The organism is Litoribaculum gwangyangense (assembly GCF_039543505.1).
GTDB lineage: Bacteria > Bacteroidota > Bacteroidia > Flavobacteriales > Flavobacteriaceae > Litoribaculum > Litoribaculum gwangyangense.
In genome coordinates this window covers 63,177-79,787 of sequence record NZ_BAABJW010000005.1, presented here as the reverse complement: position 1 = coordinate 79,787, position 16,611 = coordinate 63,177, and the positions used below count along the sequence as shown (strand labels likewise).

Below are 16,611 nucleotides of genomic sequence, written 5' to 3'. Positions count from 1 at the left end.
TTTTATGTCCTAAAGTTAGGTAAAATTTTTATTGAAAAGTTTCAGGAGTTTTTAAGATGAAGTTGTTTTAGAATAAAACGCTAGAGTTGATAGATATATTTTAATGAAAACACCATTAAAAAAAATATTGTCTTTTAATTTCCTTATCCTATTCGTTATAACTTCTTGTAGAACCGAGGAAACTGAATTCATTGAAACACCTCCTGAAGATGTATTAACGGTGTCTTCTACAATTGCAAGTTTAATGCAAAAAACATCAACTTATGATGGTTCAAAAGATAATATAATTGATTTTGCTAATTGCTTCACTGTAAAATTACCTATTACTGCTACTGTAAACGGTGAAGAACTTACCATAAATTCTGAAGAAGATTTAAAAACGGTAGAGCATATTTTTGATGATTCCGATGATGATAATGATACAATTTTAATAAACTATCCTATCCAAATTATTCTTTATGACTACACAGAAATAACCATTAATAATAACACTGAATTATCCTCATATTCCAATAACTGTAATGGTGAAAATGAAATTGATGATGATATAGAGTGTTTGGATTTTAGATACCCTATATCTGCCTATATATATAATACTAATAACGAAATAATTGATAATGTAACTATTAATTCGGATAGCAATTTATATCATTTTATCAAGAACCTAGATAGTTTTGACCTGGTTAGTATTGTGTTTCCATTAATTGTAAATTTATTGGATGGTACAGAAATAGTAATTAATGATTTATATGAACTGGAGAGCACCATTAACAATTACAAAGACTATTGCGATGAAGATGATGACTACGATTATAATGATGATGATTGTAATGATTGCAACACTCAAGATTTAACCTACTATTTAACCAATTGCTCTGATTGGGTTGTAGATAAATTAGAACGCTACGGAAACGATTATGACAATGTTTATGACGGTTATATATTCAATTTTTCCAATGACGGAATAGTAAGCGTTACTTATTCTGGAGGAACAGATTACGGCACTTGGACTGCAAGTGGAACAGGAAATAACATTAATGTAACCATCTATATTCAAGATTTACCGTATTGTAATAATGATTGGATATTGCATGAAATATCAAAATATTCCGATTCTAAGATAGATTTTAGAGTTGGAGATAATGATCGATTAAGATATAAAAATGATTGTAATTAAAATTAACCCTTAAAATCTATGTTATGAAAAGAAAATTTGTTTATGTATTATTTATGATGTTATTTTTATCACTGATGTCTACTACATGTTCATCTGATGATGATATTAACCCAATCGATAACAGTCTAGAAATAAATGATATCAAAAACACCGTTCAAAGTGGCAGTTGGGAAATAACCAGTTTCTTTGACTCTGGAGTAGACGAAACAAACCATTATATTGGTTATAGCTTCACGTTCAATTCCGATGGAACTTTGACCGCAAGTAATGGTAGCGAAACTGTCAATGGAACTTGGTCAGTTACAGATGATGATAGCAGTAATGATGATAGCGTTAGTAGTAATGATATTGATTTTAATATATTCTTTTCTGCGCCAGCTATGTTTAATGACGATTTAACTGAGGATTGGGAAATATTAGATAGAAGTGCAACAAAAATAGAATTAATACATGTTAGCGGAGGTAATGGTGGTACGGACACCCTAACCTTTGAAAAAAATTAGGCTAGTAGAAATCCTTTGATGAAAAAGAAAAATTTCATTCATTTTTGGTTGGTTTGTTAATCCTTAAATGACTAGCTCAAATCTGCTTCAGTTCTTAAGAACTGAAGCAGTATTTAAATTTAAATTACAATGAAAAGAAAAATTCCGCTTTTTATTTTATCATTCTCATTCATTTTATTGGCGTTGGCTATCGTTATATATAACTACACATACAAAAATCATAGAGATATTAAAACCGAAGAAGTAGAATTCTCCTTGACCTCAGAAGAAATTTTAAACGAATTTTCAATAAACCCAACACAATCTGAGAAAAAATATCTTAACAAAACCATTGAGGTCACTGGTACCATTTCTGAAAAAACCCCTACTACTATTACTCTAGACCACATTGTTTTTTGTCAATTTTCAAATGAAATTAAAACAGTAGTTGAAAACAATTCACTTTTGAAAATAAAAGGAAGATTCATAGGCTTTGATGACTTATTATCTGAAATTAAATTAGACCAATGTTTTGTTAAATAATCTTTCAAAATTAAAAATATGAAAAAAGAATTACTTTTTATTACACTCATAGTCTTGTCCATAAGCTCAAATGCACAGACAACACAAACCATAACAATTGAATGGGGGTTTAATTCAACTCCAAATGCTTCTGGTGCTGCCAATACCAATAGAACCATTGAAGTAGGCGATACCGTAGAATGGAGGTGGTATGATGGTGGTTTTCATAATGTCGCTTCAACTGGAGGTACCGAAAGTTTTAACAGTGGATCTACTACTAATACTAATGGAGTAAATTTTAGTTTTACTTTTAACCAATTGGGCACTACCAATTTTATATGTCAACCTCACTCAAGTATAATGTTTGGAGCCATTACCGTTGTTAGCGAAGGCACTTTAGGCATTGATGATTTGTCCCTCGAAAACTTTTCGCTCTTTCCTAATCCGGCTTCAACTGAAATTTCTTTAAAGTTACCAAAGGCATTAAACTTAAAAACTATTGCTATACATGATTTGTTAGGGCAGGAAGTTTTTAAAACCAAAACTTCTGTAAATACTATTGACATATCAAATCTAAATCAAGGTATGTTTTTTTTAAAAATAACATCTGAAGAATCCAGTTTTTCAAAACGATTTATAAAACTCTAAAACCAGTTTATGAAATCTATATACTTATTATTATTATTTCCAATCTTAATCTTTTCCCAAGACGATTTATTAAGCGAAATTGATTCAGATTCTTTAGTAAACCAATATGCAACCGCTGCCTTTAAAGGCCTTAAAATTGTGAATTTTGAATCTACCAAATTAGTAGCAAAAAAAGAACTCACTTTCATTGTTTCGCACAGATTTGGAACAGTTAAAAATGGTATTGACGATTTTTTTGGTTTGGATAATGCTGTTACCAGATTGCAATTCGTATATGGAATCTCGGATGGTTTCAACATAGGTGTTTCAAGAAGTTCTTATCTAAAAATCTATGATATTACAACAAAATATAGAATATTTCATCAAAAAGAAAATGGGTTCCCTTTTACTATAGTTGGCTTCAATGCCCTAGTAATCAATACTGCACTAGATAAAGTTGACTTACCTTTATTGGAGTTTAAAAATCGTTTGGGCTATACGGCACAAGTATTAATTTCCAGAAAATTTAATTCAGATTTAACATTACAGTTAGCTCCTACATTTTTTCATGACAATTTTGTATCTATTGATGAACAAGACAATTCCCAGTTCGCTTTAGGCCTTGGAGGTAGACACAAATTGGGCAAACGTTGGTCCATTAATTTAGATTATGGATTACATCTTAATCGTGCTGAAACATCCCCATATAAAAATCCATTATCTATTGGTTTTGATTTAGAAACTGGTGGACATGTTTTTCAATTGCATTTCTCTAATGCACAAGCAATGAACACAAATGGTTTTCTTGGGCAGGCAGAAGGTGATTGGGGAGATGGGGATTTCTATTTTGGATTTAATCTGAGTAGAAGGTTTTAATTTAAAAAAAGTTTAATTTAATATACATGTTATGAGTTTTAAAAATCTATTCTTATGTTTTTCTTTAATAGGTCTAATCTATAGTTGCTCTAGCGACAGCAATGACGACCTTTCGCCAACTCCAAATCCTGACCCTAATCCAAACCCTTCTGGTAAAGTAACGTACAATGGCAATATAAAATCTATCATGTCCAGTTTCTGTACATCATGCCATGGTAGCCCAACATCGAATGGTGCCCCAATGTCCTTAACAACATATGCCCAAGTTGTGAATGCTGTACAAAATAGGTCCTTAATTGCAAGAATAAACAGTACTTCAAATCCAATGCCTGTTGGAGGTTTAATGTCACAAACTAATAGGGATTTGGTTCAGCAATGGGTAACAGATGGCTTATTGGAGAATTAAATCTTTTAAGTTAAAAACATGAAAATGAAAAAATTGGTAATTTTTGGACTACTTATTTTTAGTCTGAATATATTTTCACAAACCAAGTTTTTGACTAAAACTGGTATTGTGAATTTTGAAGCCTCAGTTCCTTCATTTGAAGAAGTTAAAGCTAAAAACGAGGCTGTAACTGCTATTTTAAATACTGAAAATGGTGAGTTTGCTGCCTTGATTCTGGTAAAAGGATTTCGCTTTAAAAACGCTTTAATGGAAGAACATTTTAATGAGAATTATGCCGAATCTGACACGTATCCAAAAGCCACTTTTAAAGGAAAAATAAACAACTTCTCCTTAGAAGCCTTAAAAACAATATCTGATTTCAAAATTACAGGTGAATTGAATTTTCATGGAAAAACAAAAAAAATTGAAGTTTTTGATTTAAAAGTTACAAAAACTGATGATACCGTTTCTCTTATTGGAAACTTCAAGACAAATACATCCGATTTTGATATAAAGATTCCCAAAATCGTCCAGAACAAAGTTTCAGAAAGTGTTAATGTTTGGTTCGCTTTTAACCTTACGTCCAAGTGAAAAAAGCCGCTTTTATTAGCGGCTTTCTTATTTTATTTACTCAAATACATTTTTCTTCGAGAATAGAGCTCATAAAACTCGTCGTCTTTCAAACTGTCTATAAACAAAATACTTTCTCCTGTACTTTTCATTTCAGGTCCTAAACGCTTATCTACATTAGGGAATTTATTAAAAGAAAACACAGGTTGTTTGATAGCATAACCCTCTAATTGAGGATTGAATTTAAAGTCCGTTACCTTTTTTGCTCCCAACATCACTTTAGTGGCATAGTTAACATAAGGTTCCTTATAAGCTTTTGCAATAAAAGGCACTGTTCTGGAGGCTCTTGGATTCGCTTCAATGATAAATACCGTATCATCTTTAATCGCAAATTGGATATTAATCAATCCAACGGTATGCAACGCTCTGGCTATGGTATGGGTATGATCAATAATTTGCTGCATAACCAAATCGCCTAAATTGAAGGCTGGTAACGTAGCATTGGAATCTCCTGAGTGAACACCACAGGGTTCTATATGTTCCATAATACCGATGATATATACATTTCCATCGGCATCACAAATAGCGTCAGCCTCGGCTTCTATGGCACCATCCAAATAGTGATCTAACAATAATTTATTGTTTGGAATTTTACGCAACAAATCAACCACATGTTCCACTAATTCTTCCTTATTGATAACAATTTTCATGCCTTGTCCACCCAAAACATAAGATGGTCTAACTAGTATAGGAAAGTCCAATTCATCAGCAAGAGCTAGGGCTTCATCAGCATTTTCAGCAACACCAAATTCAGGGTAAGGAATGTTATTCTCTTTCAATAATTTTGAGAAACTACCTCTATCCTCGGCTAAATCAAGTGATTCAAAACTAGTTCCAATAATTTTTATACCATATTTAGTAAGCTTTTCAGCTAATTTTAGAGCGGTTTGTCCACCTAACTGCACAATAACGCCTTCTGGTTTTTCATGACGGATAATATCATAAATATGTTCCCAAAATATAGGTTCGAAGTATAATTTATCTGCGATATCAAAATCTGTTGAAACGGTTTCAGGATTACAGTTTATCATGATGGTTTCATATCCACATTCTGCGGCAGCTAAAACACCATGCACACAACAATAATCAAACTCAATACCCTGGCCAATTCTATTGGGTCCAGAACCTAAAACTACGATTTTCTTTTTATCGGTTACTACACTTTCATTATGCGAAAAACGTTGACCATCGGCGGTTTCCATTTCGCTTTCGAAAGTAGAATAGTAATAAGGCGTTTTTGCCTCAAATTCAGCAGCACAGGTATCAACTAATTTAAAAACACGCTGGATATTAAATTCATCTCTTTTATTATAAACCTGACTTTCTAGGCATCCCAACATGTGAGCTATTTGACGATCACCATAACCCTTTTGCTTGGCTTCAAGCAACAAATCTCTATCTATGTTATCAATGGTATATTTAGATATCTCTTTTTGGAGTTGGAATAACTCTTCATACTGCTTTAAATACCACATATCTATCTTAGTGATATCATAAATTTGACTCAACGGAATTCCAATTTCTATAGCATCAAAAATGGCAAACACACGATCCCAACTAGCATTTGTTAGTTTATCAATGATTTGACTATAATCTTTGTAACCTTTCCCATCTGCACCTAGCCCATTTCTTTTAATTTCTAAAGATTGAGTTGCTTTATGCAAAGCTTCTTGGAAGGAACGTCCTATTCCCATAACCTCTCCCACAGCTTTCATTTGTAAACCTAAAGTTCTATCAGAGCCTTCAAACTTATCGAAATTCCAACGAGGTATTTTTACGATTACGTAATCTAAAGTAGGCTCAAATAAAGCTGATGTTGATTTTGTGATCTGATTACTTAACTCATCCAAAGTATAACCTATGGCTAGTTTGGTGGCAATTTTAGCAATAGGATAACCTGTAGCCTTGCTTGCTAATGCCGATGAACGAGATACACGCGGATTAATTTCGATAGCAATAATATCTTCTTTTTCATCTGGGCTTACAGCAAACTGCACGTTACATCCACCTTCAAAATCACCAATGCTTCGCATCATTTTAATGGCCATGTCTCGCATTCTTTGATACGTTCTATCACTTAATGTCATAGCTGGTGCTACTGTAATGGAATCTCCTGTGTGAATTCCCATGGGATCCATATTCTCTATCGAACAAATGATAACTACATTGTCGTTTTTATCACGTAACAACTCCAATTCATACTCCTTCCAGCCAATCATGGCTTTATCAATCATAACCTCATGTATGGGAGATACTTCCAATCCTAAACGCAATAACTTGTCATAGTCTGCTTCGTCATGAACAATAGCTGCTCCGGCGCCTCCTAAAGTGTAGGAAGCTCTAATACATAATGGAAAACCAAAATCTTGCGCAATCTCTTTGCCTTTTAAAAAAGATGTTGCTGTGGCCTGTGGGGCCATATCTACACCTATTTTACCCATTAATTCCCTGAATTTCTCCCTATCCTCGGTAATATTGATGGCGTTAATATCTACACCTATTAATTCTACACCATAATCTTCCCAAATACCTTTCTCATCTGCTTCAATACACAAATTCAATGCCGTTTGTCCACCCATAGTAGGTAAAACAGCGTCAATTTGTGGATGCTCTTTTAAGATTTTAATGATTGACTTTGTTGTAAGAGGTAATAAATACACATGGTCTGCCATGGAAGGATCAGTCATAATAGTTGCTGGGTTGGAATTGATGAGAACAGTTTCAATTCCATCTTCTCTTAGCGACCTTAAAGCTTGAGATCCAGAATAATCAAATTCACATGCTTGTCCAATAACTATAGGACCTGAGCCAATAATTAATATCGATTTAAGTTTAGGGTTTTTAGGCATTTTAAATGGTTAATAGGTTTTATTATAATTCGTTACAAAAATAGCAATCAATAGATATAAAAAAAGGCGTTACACTTAAGTAACACCTTTTAATTATGAACAATTGTTAATCATTATTTCTTATGTCTAGCTTCAGATGACACAGATAATCTTTTTCTTCCTTTAGCTCTTCTACGTGCTAAGACTTTTCTTCCATTAGCAGAAGCCATTCTTTCTCTGAAACCATGTTTGTTTCTTCTCTTTCTTTTAGAAGGCTGAAATGTTCTTTTACTCATTATCGTGTATCTTTAATTCTGTATTGAAATTTTATAACTATGGGCTTTCTTAAAACCGAGGGCAAATATACAAAGCCTTTATTACTTTGCAAATCATTTTTCAAAAAATATTTTTTAATTTTTTTATGGAATGAAAAACCCATTGTACACCTTTATTTATTGAGGATAATCTTATTTTTTAATCAAAAATCTATAGCTAATTTTTCATAAAAATTTAGTTTCTTTGTACCCATAAATACTTTATTGAGTTCATTTTTACACAAAACCATCAGTTTTTTTATTACAAATTATTCATATGTACAATAAAATTATAAAACTTATTATAGCTCTGGGCATTATCGCTTATGCTGTTTATCAATTTACAGAAGGTTATATTGGAAATGGTATTATGCTTATTTTACTATCCTTGATTTTTATATTCCTTTATTTTAAAAATGAATTTATTCTGTTGGCTTTTTTAAGACTTAGAAAACAAGATTTTGAAGGTGCAAAAAAATGGCTTGATAAAATAAAAAATCCTGAATCTGCTTTGGTTACCAAACAACAAGGATATTACAATTATTTACATGGTATTATGGTATCTCAAACCAATATGAATGAAGCAGAAAAATATTTTAAAAAAGCCGTTTCATTGGGGTTATCTATGGATCACGATTTAGCGATGGCCAAATTAAATTTAGCAGGCATTGCATTTTCTAAACGTAGAAAGCAAGAAGCCCAAAAATTACTTACCGAAGCCACAAAGCTTGATAAACAAGGCATGCTTACCGACCAGATTAAAATGATGAAGGAAAACATGAAGCGTGCTCAAATACCAAACCAACATTATGGTACTGGTGGTTCGTTAAGAGCTCAAAAAAGAGGGCGCTAAATTAAAGGTGACCATAGCCTACAGTAAGATTCTTTAAGTTTATCAAACTTTGAGCGTTTCAAATATTGATTGTAATCTACTTGAATACTATCTTTCAAATCTTCTAAAAAATGTTGCTTTAAAAGTTTGCTGTTTTCTTTATCATAAATCAAAGTATTGATTTCAAAATTGATATTAAAACTCCTGTAATCCATATTAGAAGTTCCTACCGTTGAAAAAATATTGTCAACAACCATGGTTTTAGCATGAACAAACCCTTTATGGTACTTATAAACTTTTACACCGGCTCTAAACAAAGCATCTAAATAGGAGTTAGACGCATATTTTACAATCCAAGAATCTGATTTTTGTGGAATAATCAATCTAACATCCACACCACTTTTTGCTGCAATTTGTAATGCAACAATCATTTCATCATTGGGCACAAAATAAGGCGTAGTTATATATACATAATCATTTGCAGTTATAATAGCGGTTAGAACAACTTCCATGATGTTAGCCCAATCTGTATCGGGACCGCTAGCTGCCATTTGCAAAGCTACTTGATTTTTTTTCTTCTTTACATCGGGGAAATAAGACTTATAGATATTTGGCTTTTCATTGGAAACAAACGTCCAAGTTGTTAAAAAATGAATTTGCAAGGACTTAACGGCATCACCCTCTATTCTTAAATGAGTGTCTCTCCAAAAACCTTTCTTGCTATTTGAATTTAAATATTCGTCACTTATATTAATACCACCAACAAAGCCTATATAACCGTCAACAACTGCAATTTTTCTGTGGTTTCTATAATTCATTTTTCCAGTAAAACTGGAGAACAAAACGGGCATAAATGGAAAATGTTTGACACCTGATTTGGTCAACTTAGTCTTCATTTTTTTAGAAATATTGCTACCTACATCATCATAAATAAGTCTAACTTCAACACCCTCTATCGCTTTATCACATAATAGATTTAGAATTTTGGTGCTTATATCATCATCTTTAATGATGTAATATTCTAAATGGATATGGTGTATTGCTGATGAGATATCTTCAAGGAAATATTTGAATTTTATATCGCCATTTTTAAGTAATCTTAAATGATTATTCAAAGTTAATGGCGCGTTTTCATTATTATGAAGTAATTTGACTAGTCTTACTTTCTCGTCCAAATATTGGTCTACTTTTTTTAATTCTCTTTCATTAAACTCTAATTCTTTGTGTATGGATTTAACAACCTTTTTATTGAGAATGAATTTTCTATTGAAGATTTTAGTTTTTCGATATTCCTGTCCAAACAAATAGTAAACAACTATCCCCAAAAAAGGAAAAAACACTAAAACTATAATATAGGATAGTGTTTTTGTAGGATTTATATTTTTTAATATGACTGTAATTACCACAGAAATGGCAATTAAATAATTTACTATGACAAGTATTGTCCAGAAATATTCTTTTATAAATTCGAGCATTTATCGATAATAATTATTGATAAATGCCTTCTTTAGGAATTTCTATGTAGTATGGTTTTCTGGATCTGTTATTTAAATGGGGCTCTCGTAACCAAGGATTATGAAGTTTTAAAATTTTATAATTGATATTAAAATTTTGAGCAAATTTTGAAAAATCTGTAACTGCAGTATCTACTACTACCTTATAGGTGGGGATATTATTGTACAAATCTTTTTCCCTAAAATTAAAACCGTATTTAGCTGGGTGCGATAAAATTTCCTTTAGTGCAACAATTCTGAATAAATAACGACCTGTTTCTTCGCCCAATAGCAAATCATAATAATCGGTCACATTTTGCTCTTTTAATCGGTTAGAAATACCTGCATTACCCGCATTGTATGCCGCGGCAGCAAGCGTCCATGAGCCCAACTCTTGTTTTGATTTCAATAAATATTTGCAAGCAACCTCCGTAGCTTTTTCCAAATGATACCGTTCATCTACATTGTCGTTTACTTCCAGCCCATTTTCTCTACCTGTAGCAGGCATTATTTGCCAAACACCACGAGCTCCAGCTGGTGAAACGGCATTTGTTAAACCACTTTCAATAACAGCCAGATATTTAAAATCATCAGGGATTTTGTGCTTAGCAAGTATAGGCTCAATAATTGGAAAATATTTTTTGGCACGTTTGAACATTAATAAACCATTAGATTGCCAATAGGTATTCACTAATAATTCTCTGTCCATACGCTCCAAAATATCTGGATTTTTTAAAGGCATGGGCTCTCCTGCAAAATCTAAATTTTCCGGAACTTGTATAGCATAAACGTTGTAATCGTTAATTAATTTTTTTTCAAAATTCTCATCAGTTGGGGCATCTTGTAGGGCGTAAATAAAAAGGGCGCATAAACTTAATAATCCTACAAATGCTAATGCTTTTTGTATCATCTTCATCTTTATAAAGTTTTGCTAAATATATGAAAAAAATCGCTTAGTGATCTAAAATAATTTTTGGTAAGTTTTCATTAAACCACTTGTATTTATTAATAATCATGATGTGTGTTCCGCCCTTAATTGTAATACAATTTGATATATTTTTTATGGGAAAAACAGGGTCATTATCGCCATGGATATGAACAATATCTGGATTGTAAGTTTCTTGATTCCAACAAACCATATTTTCAATTGCCCAATCTAAGTATTTTGGATTATTAACGGACAAATATTTTTTATACAACTCCAGTCGTTTAGTGACATTGCTTCCAAAAGCGTATTTGGCAAAAACATCTATATTACCAGCCAATTGGGTTGGTATTAATTTGTAAGCTTTAGTGGCTTTTGCAATTAACATTCGCTTTGGTAGCTCTTGCTTCGTTTTAACACTAGATACAATAATGAGTTTTTTAACATTAATGAATTGACACATTTCTTGAACTAAAACCCCTCCAAAAGACACTCCAAGTAAAACCACCTTGTCGTGATTAATATATTTACACATCCTTGAAGCATAATCACTTAGTAATTCATTTTCCAAGGGAAGCACCCACTCTAATAAATGTATTTCAAACTGGTCCTCAGGCAATTTAATATTTTCAAATATTTTTGGGCTAGCAGCCATTCCTGGCATTAAATAAACATGTATCTTTTCTTTGTTTATCATTTTAAACTTATTGACTGGACTTATAAAACTATTTTGCTAATAGTTTATTTTAGAATAGATTAAGGTGAAAATTAATAATTAGTAACAATTTTTTTTGTACTTTTGCATCACAAACTTATATAAAATAGTCTTCACTATTTTAAGATTCCAAATAAATCTAAAAATTAAACCATGGTTGATGCAGCTGAACTTATTGACAACGATTTTTTACGACAATTTGAATTAAAAATTGATGACCATTTAGCAAAAATTGAATACTCTTTGCAGGAACGAAAGATTTTTTTAACCAAACTAATTATTCCAGATGAAATAAAGGATGAGGATTTTAAAAAAGAATTTTTAGCCGCCGTTTTTGAGCAGATTAATGAAAGAAACTTAAGCATTGTTCCCACTAGTCCTGAAATAGCAAAATTTGTTAGAAGCAATAGAAAATACAAACGTATGCTTCCTGTAGGGGTTAGAATATAGTATAGAACCTAAAATAAATTTATAAAATCCGAGAACTTTAAAACGTTTTCGGATTTTTTATGATGCTAATTCTTTTTTGAACTCAAACCGAACCAGACCATCCACATCAATTTCTGTGAGTTCAACTTCATGCACAGTGTTAACTAATTCAGGATTCCAAGGTGCTTTTACTTTAACGTAGTTTTCAGTAAATCCATGAATATATCCTTCCTTATTTTCACTTTCAAACAAAACAGTTCTAGAATTTCCAATTTGGCTTTCGTAAAACGCACGACGTTTTTTAACCGATAATCCTCGTAGCATTTTACTACGCTTACTTCTTATCTTTTTAGGTACAATATCATTCATTTTTGCTGCTTCAGTGTTATCGCGCTCTGAATAAGTAAACACATGCAAATATGAAATATCTAGTTCATTTAAAAATTCATAGGTTTCCAGAAAATGTTCATCTGTTTCACCGGGAAAACCAACAATCACATCAACCCCAATACAAGCATCAGGCATCACCTCTTTTATTTTTTTAACCCTATCAACATACAATTCACGCATATAACGACGCTTCATTTTTTTAAGAATATCGTTACTTCCGCTTTGTAAAGGGACATGGAAATGTGGCACAAATGCTCTAGATTTTGATACCAGACTAATAGTTTCGTTTTTAAGTAAATTTGGCTCAATGGATGAAATTCGCAAGCGTTCTATCCCTTCAACTTTATCAAGCTCGGTCACTAAATCCAAAAACGAGTGTTCATGCTTTTTGTTACCAAATTCTCCTTTACCGTAATCTCCAATATTTACGCCTGTTAAAACTATTTCTTTAATGTTTTGCTCTGAAATTTCTTTGGCATTTTTAATTACATTCTGCATGGTATCACTACGTGAAATACCCCTCGCTAGAGGAATGGTACAATAGGTACATTTATAATCACAACCATCCTGAACTTTTAAAAAGGCTCGAGTTCTGTCTCCTGTAGAGTAACTACCCACATAAAAATCAGCTTCTTCAATATCGCAAGAGTAAACTTGACCAAAATCATTTTTTGAAAGGTCATTTATATAATCGGTGATTTTAAATTTTTCGGTGGCGCCTAAAACTAAATCTACACCATTAACATCGGCTAATTCCTGAGGTTTTAATTGGGCATAACAACCTACAGCCACCACAAAAGCATCAGGATTTGTTTTTTGTGCTTGCTTTACAATAGTTTTAAACCGTTTGTCAGCATTTTCGGTAACCGAACAAGTGTTAATCACATAGATATCGGCATTCTCGGAAAAATCCACACGACTAAAACCTTCATTTTTAAAATTTCGGGCTATGGTTGAGGTTTCTGAAAAATTAAGTTTACAACCTAGCGTATAAAATGCGACTTTTTTATTCATTACTTTTTTCATTTCCATGGTTACCAATTGCTATCGGAAGGAAATCTCTTTATATTTACCTTGTACTTTTATAAAGATTGCAAATTTACGACTTATAAGTTATATGATAAAACCTATTTTTAAACAAATAATTAACTATTTATCAATTAGTTGTATTAGCCTTTTATTTTTTTCCTGTGGAAATAATTCAAACAATTTTAACGAAAACCTGGTTTTTCGCTATAACGAACATGCCAATATCAATACTTTAGATCCTGCATTTGCTAGAACTTTACAAGATGTTAAAATAGCTAACCAATTGTACAATGGGCTTGTTCAAATGGATAGCGCATTGAATATTATACCGAGCATTGCAAAAAATTGGACCATTTCTGAGGATGGCATTAACTACACCTTTTCCTTAAGAAACGATGTTTATTTTCATAATCATGAATTGTTTGGCAAAGATTCTACTAGATTGGTAACGGCCAAAGATTTTGAGTATAGTTTAAATCGTTTAAGAGATGAAACTTTGGCAGCACCCGGAAGCTGGGTTTTAAATAAAGTTGATAATTTCAGGGCCTTAAACGATAGTAGTTTTCAAATTACATTAAAGCAACCTTTTCCTGCTTTTATTGGATTGTTAAGTATGAAATATTGCTCAGTAGTTCCAAAAGAAATTGTAGAATATTATGGAAACGAATTTAGATCCCATCCCATAGGCACTGGCCCATTTAAGTTTAAACGTTGGGAAGAAAACATTAAGTTGGTATTTAGAAAAAACCACAACTATTTTGAGCGAGACCATAACGGCAATCAACTTCCCTATTTAGAAGCCATTGCAATTACCTTTTTACCTGATAAACAAAGTGAATTTTTACAATTTATTCAAGGTAATCTTGATTTTTTAAACAGTTTAGATGCCTCTTATAAAGATGAATTATTAACCAGTAACGGCCTTCTTCGAGATCATTACAATTCAAGTATTAACATGATTCGTGGTCCTTATCTGAACACAGAATATTTAGGCTTTTATTTAGATTCCAAAACCCCCGAAATACAATCCAAACTCATTAGAAAAGCCATTAATTATGGTTTCGATAGAAAAAAAATGATGCTTTATTTGCGAAATGGCATTGGCAATCCAGCTAATGGCGGTTTTATACCCATGGGTTTAAAAGGCTACAATGAACGTATTGGTTTTACCTATCAACCAGAAAAGGCCAAAAATCTTATTGAACAATTTAAAAAAGAAACTGGTATACATAATCCAGAAATTACTTTAACTACAACAAGCAACTACTTGAATTTTTGCGAATTTATACAACGGGAACTTGAAAAAACTGGATTGAAAATAAATGTTGATGTGATGCCAGAAGCTACTTTAAGGTCTGCTCGTTCAAACGGAAAAGTGGATATGTTTAGAAGTTCTTGGATTGCTGATTATTTAGACGCTGAAAACTACTTATCCATTTTTTATAGTAAAAATTTTGCACCAAATGGCTCAAATTATTTCCACTTTAAGAATGATACCGTTGATAGTTTATACAATAAAGCTTTCTCTATCACAGATATCGAGAAACGCAAACATATTTACTCTAAAATAGATTCTTTAGCCATGGATCATGCTATTATGATTCCTCTGTATTACGATGAAGTCGTTCGCTTTACCAGAAAAAATATAAAAGGATTGGGTATTAATCCGGTAGACATGTTGGATTTAAGATACGTAAGAAAGGATTAATCTCTTCTAAACTTTTTGGTCTCTTCAAAAATATGCTCCAAAATATTTTTATCTTCTTGGGTTAAGGCAACTCCACGTCTGCTCATGACGACTTGGGCCACTTCAAAAGCTTTTTTTGTTAAATAAGTTGTGAAACCTCCGTTGCCACCCCAACTAAAGCTGGGTACAAAATTTCTAGGAAAACCACTACCAAAAATATTTGCACTTACCCCAACAACAGTACCCGTATTAAACATAGTATTAATGCCACATTTACTATGGTCTCCCATCATGAGTCCGCAAAACTGAAGTCCTGTCCTAGCAAAACCTTCGGTTTGATAATCCCATAAACGGACCTCAGCATAATTATTCTTTAGATTTGAGGTATTGGTATCTGCTCCTAGGTTACACCATTCACCCAAAACCGAATTACCTAAAAACCCGTCATGTCCTTTATTGGAATACCCAAAAATGACTGAGTTATTCACCTCGCCTCCAACTTTACTATGAGGCCCCACTGTAGTAGGACCATAAATTTTTGCACCTAATTTTATAGAAGCATGGTCACACAATGCCAATGGACCTCTAATTAAAGAACCTTCCATAATTTCAGCATCTTTACCAATATAAATAGGGCCATTGGTGGCATTTAGTGTTGTAAATTCTAATTTAGCACCTTCTTCAATAAAAATATTTTCTGCGGCAATAACATTATTGCTAGATGGTATGGGTTTAGATTTTCGATTGGTGGTTATTAAGATAAAATCTTCTTGAATGGCTTCACCATTTTTTGAAAAAATGTCCCAAGTATGTTCTATTTTAATAGCTTCATCATTAAACTCAATCGCTTCAAATGTTCCAAAATCTATATCTTCTTGTGCTTCCTTTGTAAAAAATGCAATAACATCCTCTCCCTTAAAGATAGCTTGATTCTCTTTTAACTCCTTAACCATTTCAACCAATTCCAAATTTGGCAGGTAGGCAGCATTTATAATGACATTTTCGTCCATTTCAACCATCGGATATTTTTCAGAAAGATAATCCTCGGTGACTGTTGTAGTGGTAGAATCTAAAAACGTTTCCCACTTTTCACGAATGGTTAATATACCAACTCGGATATCTGCAACAGGACGTGTAAATGTAAATGGCAATAAGTTATTTCGAGAGGGCCCATCAAAAAGAATGTAGTTCATAAAAAGTTGGAAGTTAGAAGCTTGAAGTTAGAAGTTTTCACTTATAACTTGTCACTTTAGTTTGAACAAAAATAGAT

General features: G+C 32.4%; 17 protein-coding genes. 10 read left to right on the top strand and 7 right to left on the bottom strand.

The genetic code is table 11. The features are described from left to right. The first annotated feature begins 103 nt into the window (after positions 1–103). From ABD963_RS14030 to ABD963_RS14000, 7 genes are all read left to right on the top strand, one after another. A complete protein-coding gene (locus ABD963_RS14030; protein ID WP_345277868.1) occupies positions 104–1,177 on the top strand; it encodes a hypothetical protein in 1,074 nt (357 codons plus the stop codon). Between the two features lie 23 nt (positions 1,178–1,200). Then, positions 1,201–1,680: a hypothetical protein gene (locus ABD963_RS14025; RefSeq protein WP_345277866.1), complete on the top strand. Its 480-nt coding sequence runs from the start codon at positions 1,201–1,203 to the stop codon at positions 1,678–1,680. 129 nt (positions 1,681–1,809) lie between these two features. Further along, on the top strand, positions 1,810–2,202 hold the full coding sequence (locus ABD963_RS14020; protein ID WP_345277864.1) for an OB-fold protein: 393 nt from the start codon (positions 1,810–1,812) through the stop codon (positions 2,200–2,202). An 18-nt stretch (positions 2,203–2,220) separates the two neighbouring features. Beyond that, a complete protein-coding gene (locus ABD963_RS14015) occupies positions 2,221–2,829 on the top strand; it encodes a T9SS type A sorting domain-containing protein (RefSeq protein WP_345277862.1) in 609 nt (202 codons plus the stop codon). A 9-nt stretch (positions 2,830–2,838) separates the two neighbouring features. Beyond that, positions 2,839–3,684: a DUF5777 family beta-barrel protein gene (locus tag ABD963_RS14010; protein WP_345277860.1), complete on the top strand. Its 846-nt coding sequence runs from the start codon at positions 2,839–2,841 to the stop codon at positions 3,682–3,684. 31 nt (positions 3,685–3,715) lie between these two features. Continuing rightward, positions 3,716–4,090: a hypothetical protein gene (locus tag ABD963_RS14005; RefSeq protein WP_345277858.1), complete on the top strand. Its 375-nt coding sequence runs from the start codon at positions 3,716–3,718 to the stop codon at positions 4,088–4,090. An 18-nt stretch (positions 4,091–4,108) separates the two neighbouring features. Continuing rightward, the gene (locus ABD963_RS14000) at positions 4,109–4,660 is read left to right on the top strand and encodes a YceI family protein (RefSeq protein WP_345277856.1); all 552 of its coding nucleotides are present in this window, start codon (positions 4,109–4,111) and stop codon (positions 4,658–4,660) included. Positions 4,661–4,692: 32 nt separating this feature from the next. Here the strand turns inward: ABD963_RS14000 and carB are convergent, their stop codons facing one another. Together carB and rpmH are read right to left on the bottom strand one after the other, a co-directional pair. After that, complete coding sequence (gene carB / locus ABD963_RS13995) at positions 4,693–7,548, bottom strand: carbamoyl-phosphate synthase large subunit (protein WP_345277854.1); 2,856 nt, start codon at positions 7,546–7,548, stop codon at positions 4,693–4,695. Positions 7,549–7,661: 113 nt separating this feature from the next. Beyond that, positions 7,662–7,823, bottom strand: a complete 162-nt coding sequence (gene rpmH / locus ABD963_RS13990) for a 50S ribosomal protein L34 (RefSeq protein ID WP_188651059.1) — start codon at positions 7,821–7,823, stop codon at positions 7,662–7,664. A 295-nt stretch (positions 7,824–8,118) separates the two neighbouring features. On the opposite strand from rpmH, the gene ABD963_RS13985 reads away from it, so the two are divergent. Then, the gene (locus ABD963_RS13985; RefSeq protein WP_345277851.1) at positions 8,119–8,694 is read left to right on the top strand and encodes a DUF2892 domain-containing protein; all 576 of its coding nucleotides are present in this window, start codon (positions 8,119–8,121) and stop codon (positions 8,692–8,694) included. On the opposite strand, the gene cls is transcribed toward ABD963_RS13985, so the two are convergent. The 3 genes from cls to ABD963_RS13970 are packed head-to-tail and all read right to left on the bottom strand — an operon-like array spanning position 8,691 to position 11,785. Then, positions 8,691–10,148 (bottom strand): cardiolipin synthase, encoded by a 1,458-nt coding sequence (gene cls, locus ABD963_RS13980; RefSeq protein WP_345277849.1) that lies wholly within the window; start codon positions 10,146–10,148, stop codon positions 8,691–8,693. The two genes, ABD963_RS13985 and cls, sit on opposite strands and share 4 nt — an antisense overlap. Positions 10,149–10,161: 13 nt before the next feature. After that, entirely contained in the window at positions 10,162–11,082 is a 921-nt protein-coding gene (locus ABD963_RS13975; RefSeq protein WP_345277847.1) for a lytic transglycosylase domain-containing protein, read from the bottom strand. Positions 11,083–11,119: 37 nt separating this feature from the next. Next, entirely contained in the window at positions 11,120–11,785 is a 666-nt protein-coding gene (locus tag ABD963_RS13970; RefSeq protein WP_345278258.1) for an alpha/beta hydrolase family protein, read from the bottom strand. A gap of 174 nt (positions 11,786–11,959) precedes the next feature. Here ABD963_RS13970 and ABD963_RS13965 point away from each other — a divergent pair, with 174 nt between their 5' ends. After that, positions 11,960–12,256, top strand: coding sequence for an N-acetyltransferase (locus ABD963_RS13965; RefSeq protein WP_345277845.1), 297 nt, complete (start codon positions 11,960–11,962; stop codon positions 12,254–12,256). A 57-nt stretch (positions 12,257–12,313) separates the two neighbouring features. Here the strand turns inward: ABD963_RS13965 and mtaB are convergent, their stop codons facing one another. Beyond that, positions 12,314–13,639 (bottom strand): tRNA (N(6)-L-threonylcarbamoyladenosine(37)-C(2))-methylthiotransferase MtaB, encoded by a 1,326-nt coding sequence (gene mtaB / locus ABD963_RS13960; protein ID WP_345277843.1) that lies wholly within the window; start codon positions 13,637–13,639, stop codon positions 12,314–12,316. A 103-nt stretch (positions 13,640–13,742) separates the two neighbouring features. Here mtaB and ABD963_RS13955 point away from each other — a divergent pair, with 103 nt between their 5' ends. Then, positions 13,743–15,362 carry an ABC transporter substrate-binding protein gene (locus ABD963_RS13955; protein ID WP_345277841.1) on the top strand — a complete coding sequence of 540 codons (1,620 nt, stop codon included), beginning with the start codon at positions 13,743–13,745 and terminating at the stop codon, positions 15,360–15,362. On the opposite strand, the gene ABD963_RS13950 is transcribed toward ABD963_RS13955, so the two are convergent. After that, positions 15,359–16,534, bottom strand: coding sequence for a GlmU family protein (locus ABD963_RS13950; protein WP_345277839.1), 1,176 nt, complete (start codon positions 16,532–16,534; stop codon positions 15,359–15,361). The genes ABD963_RS13955 and ABD963_RS13950 overlap by 4 nt on opposite strands. Positions 16,535–16,611: the final 77 nt, after the last annotated feature.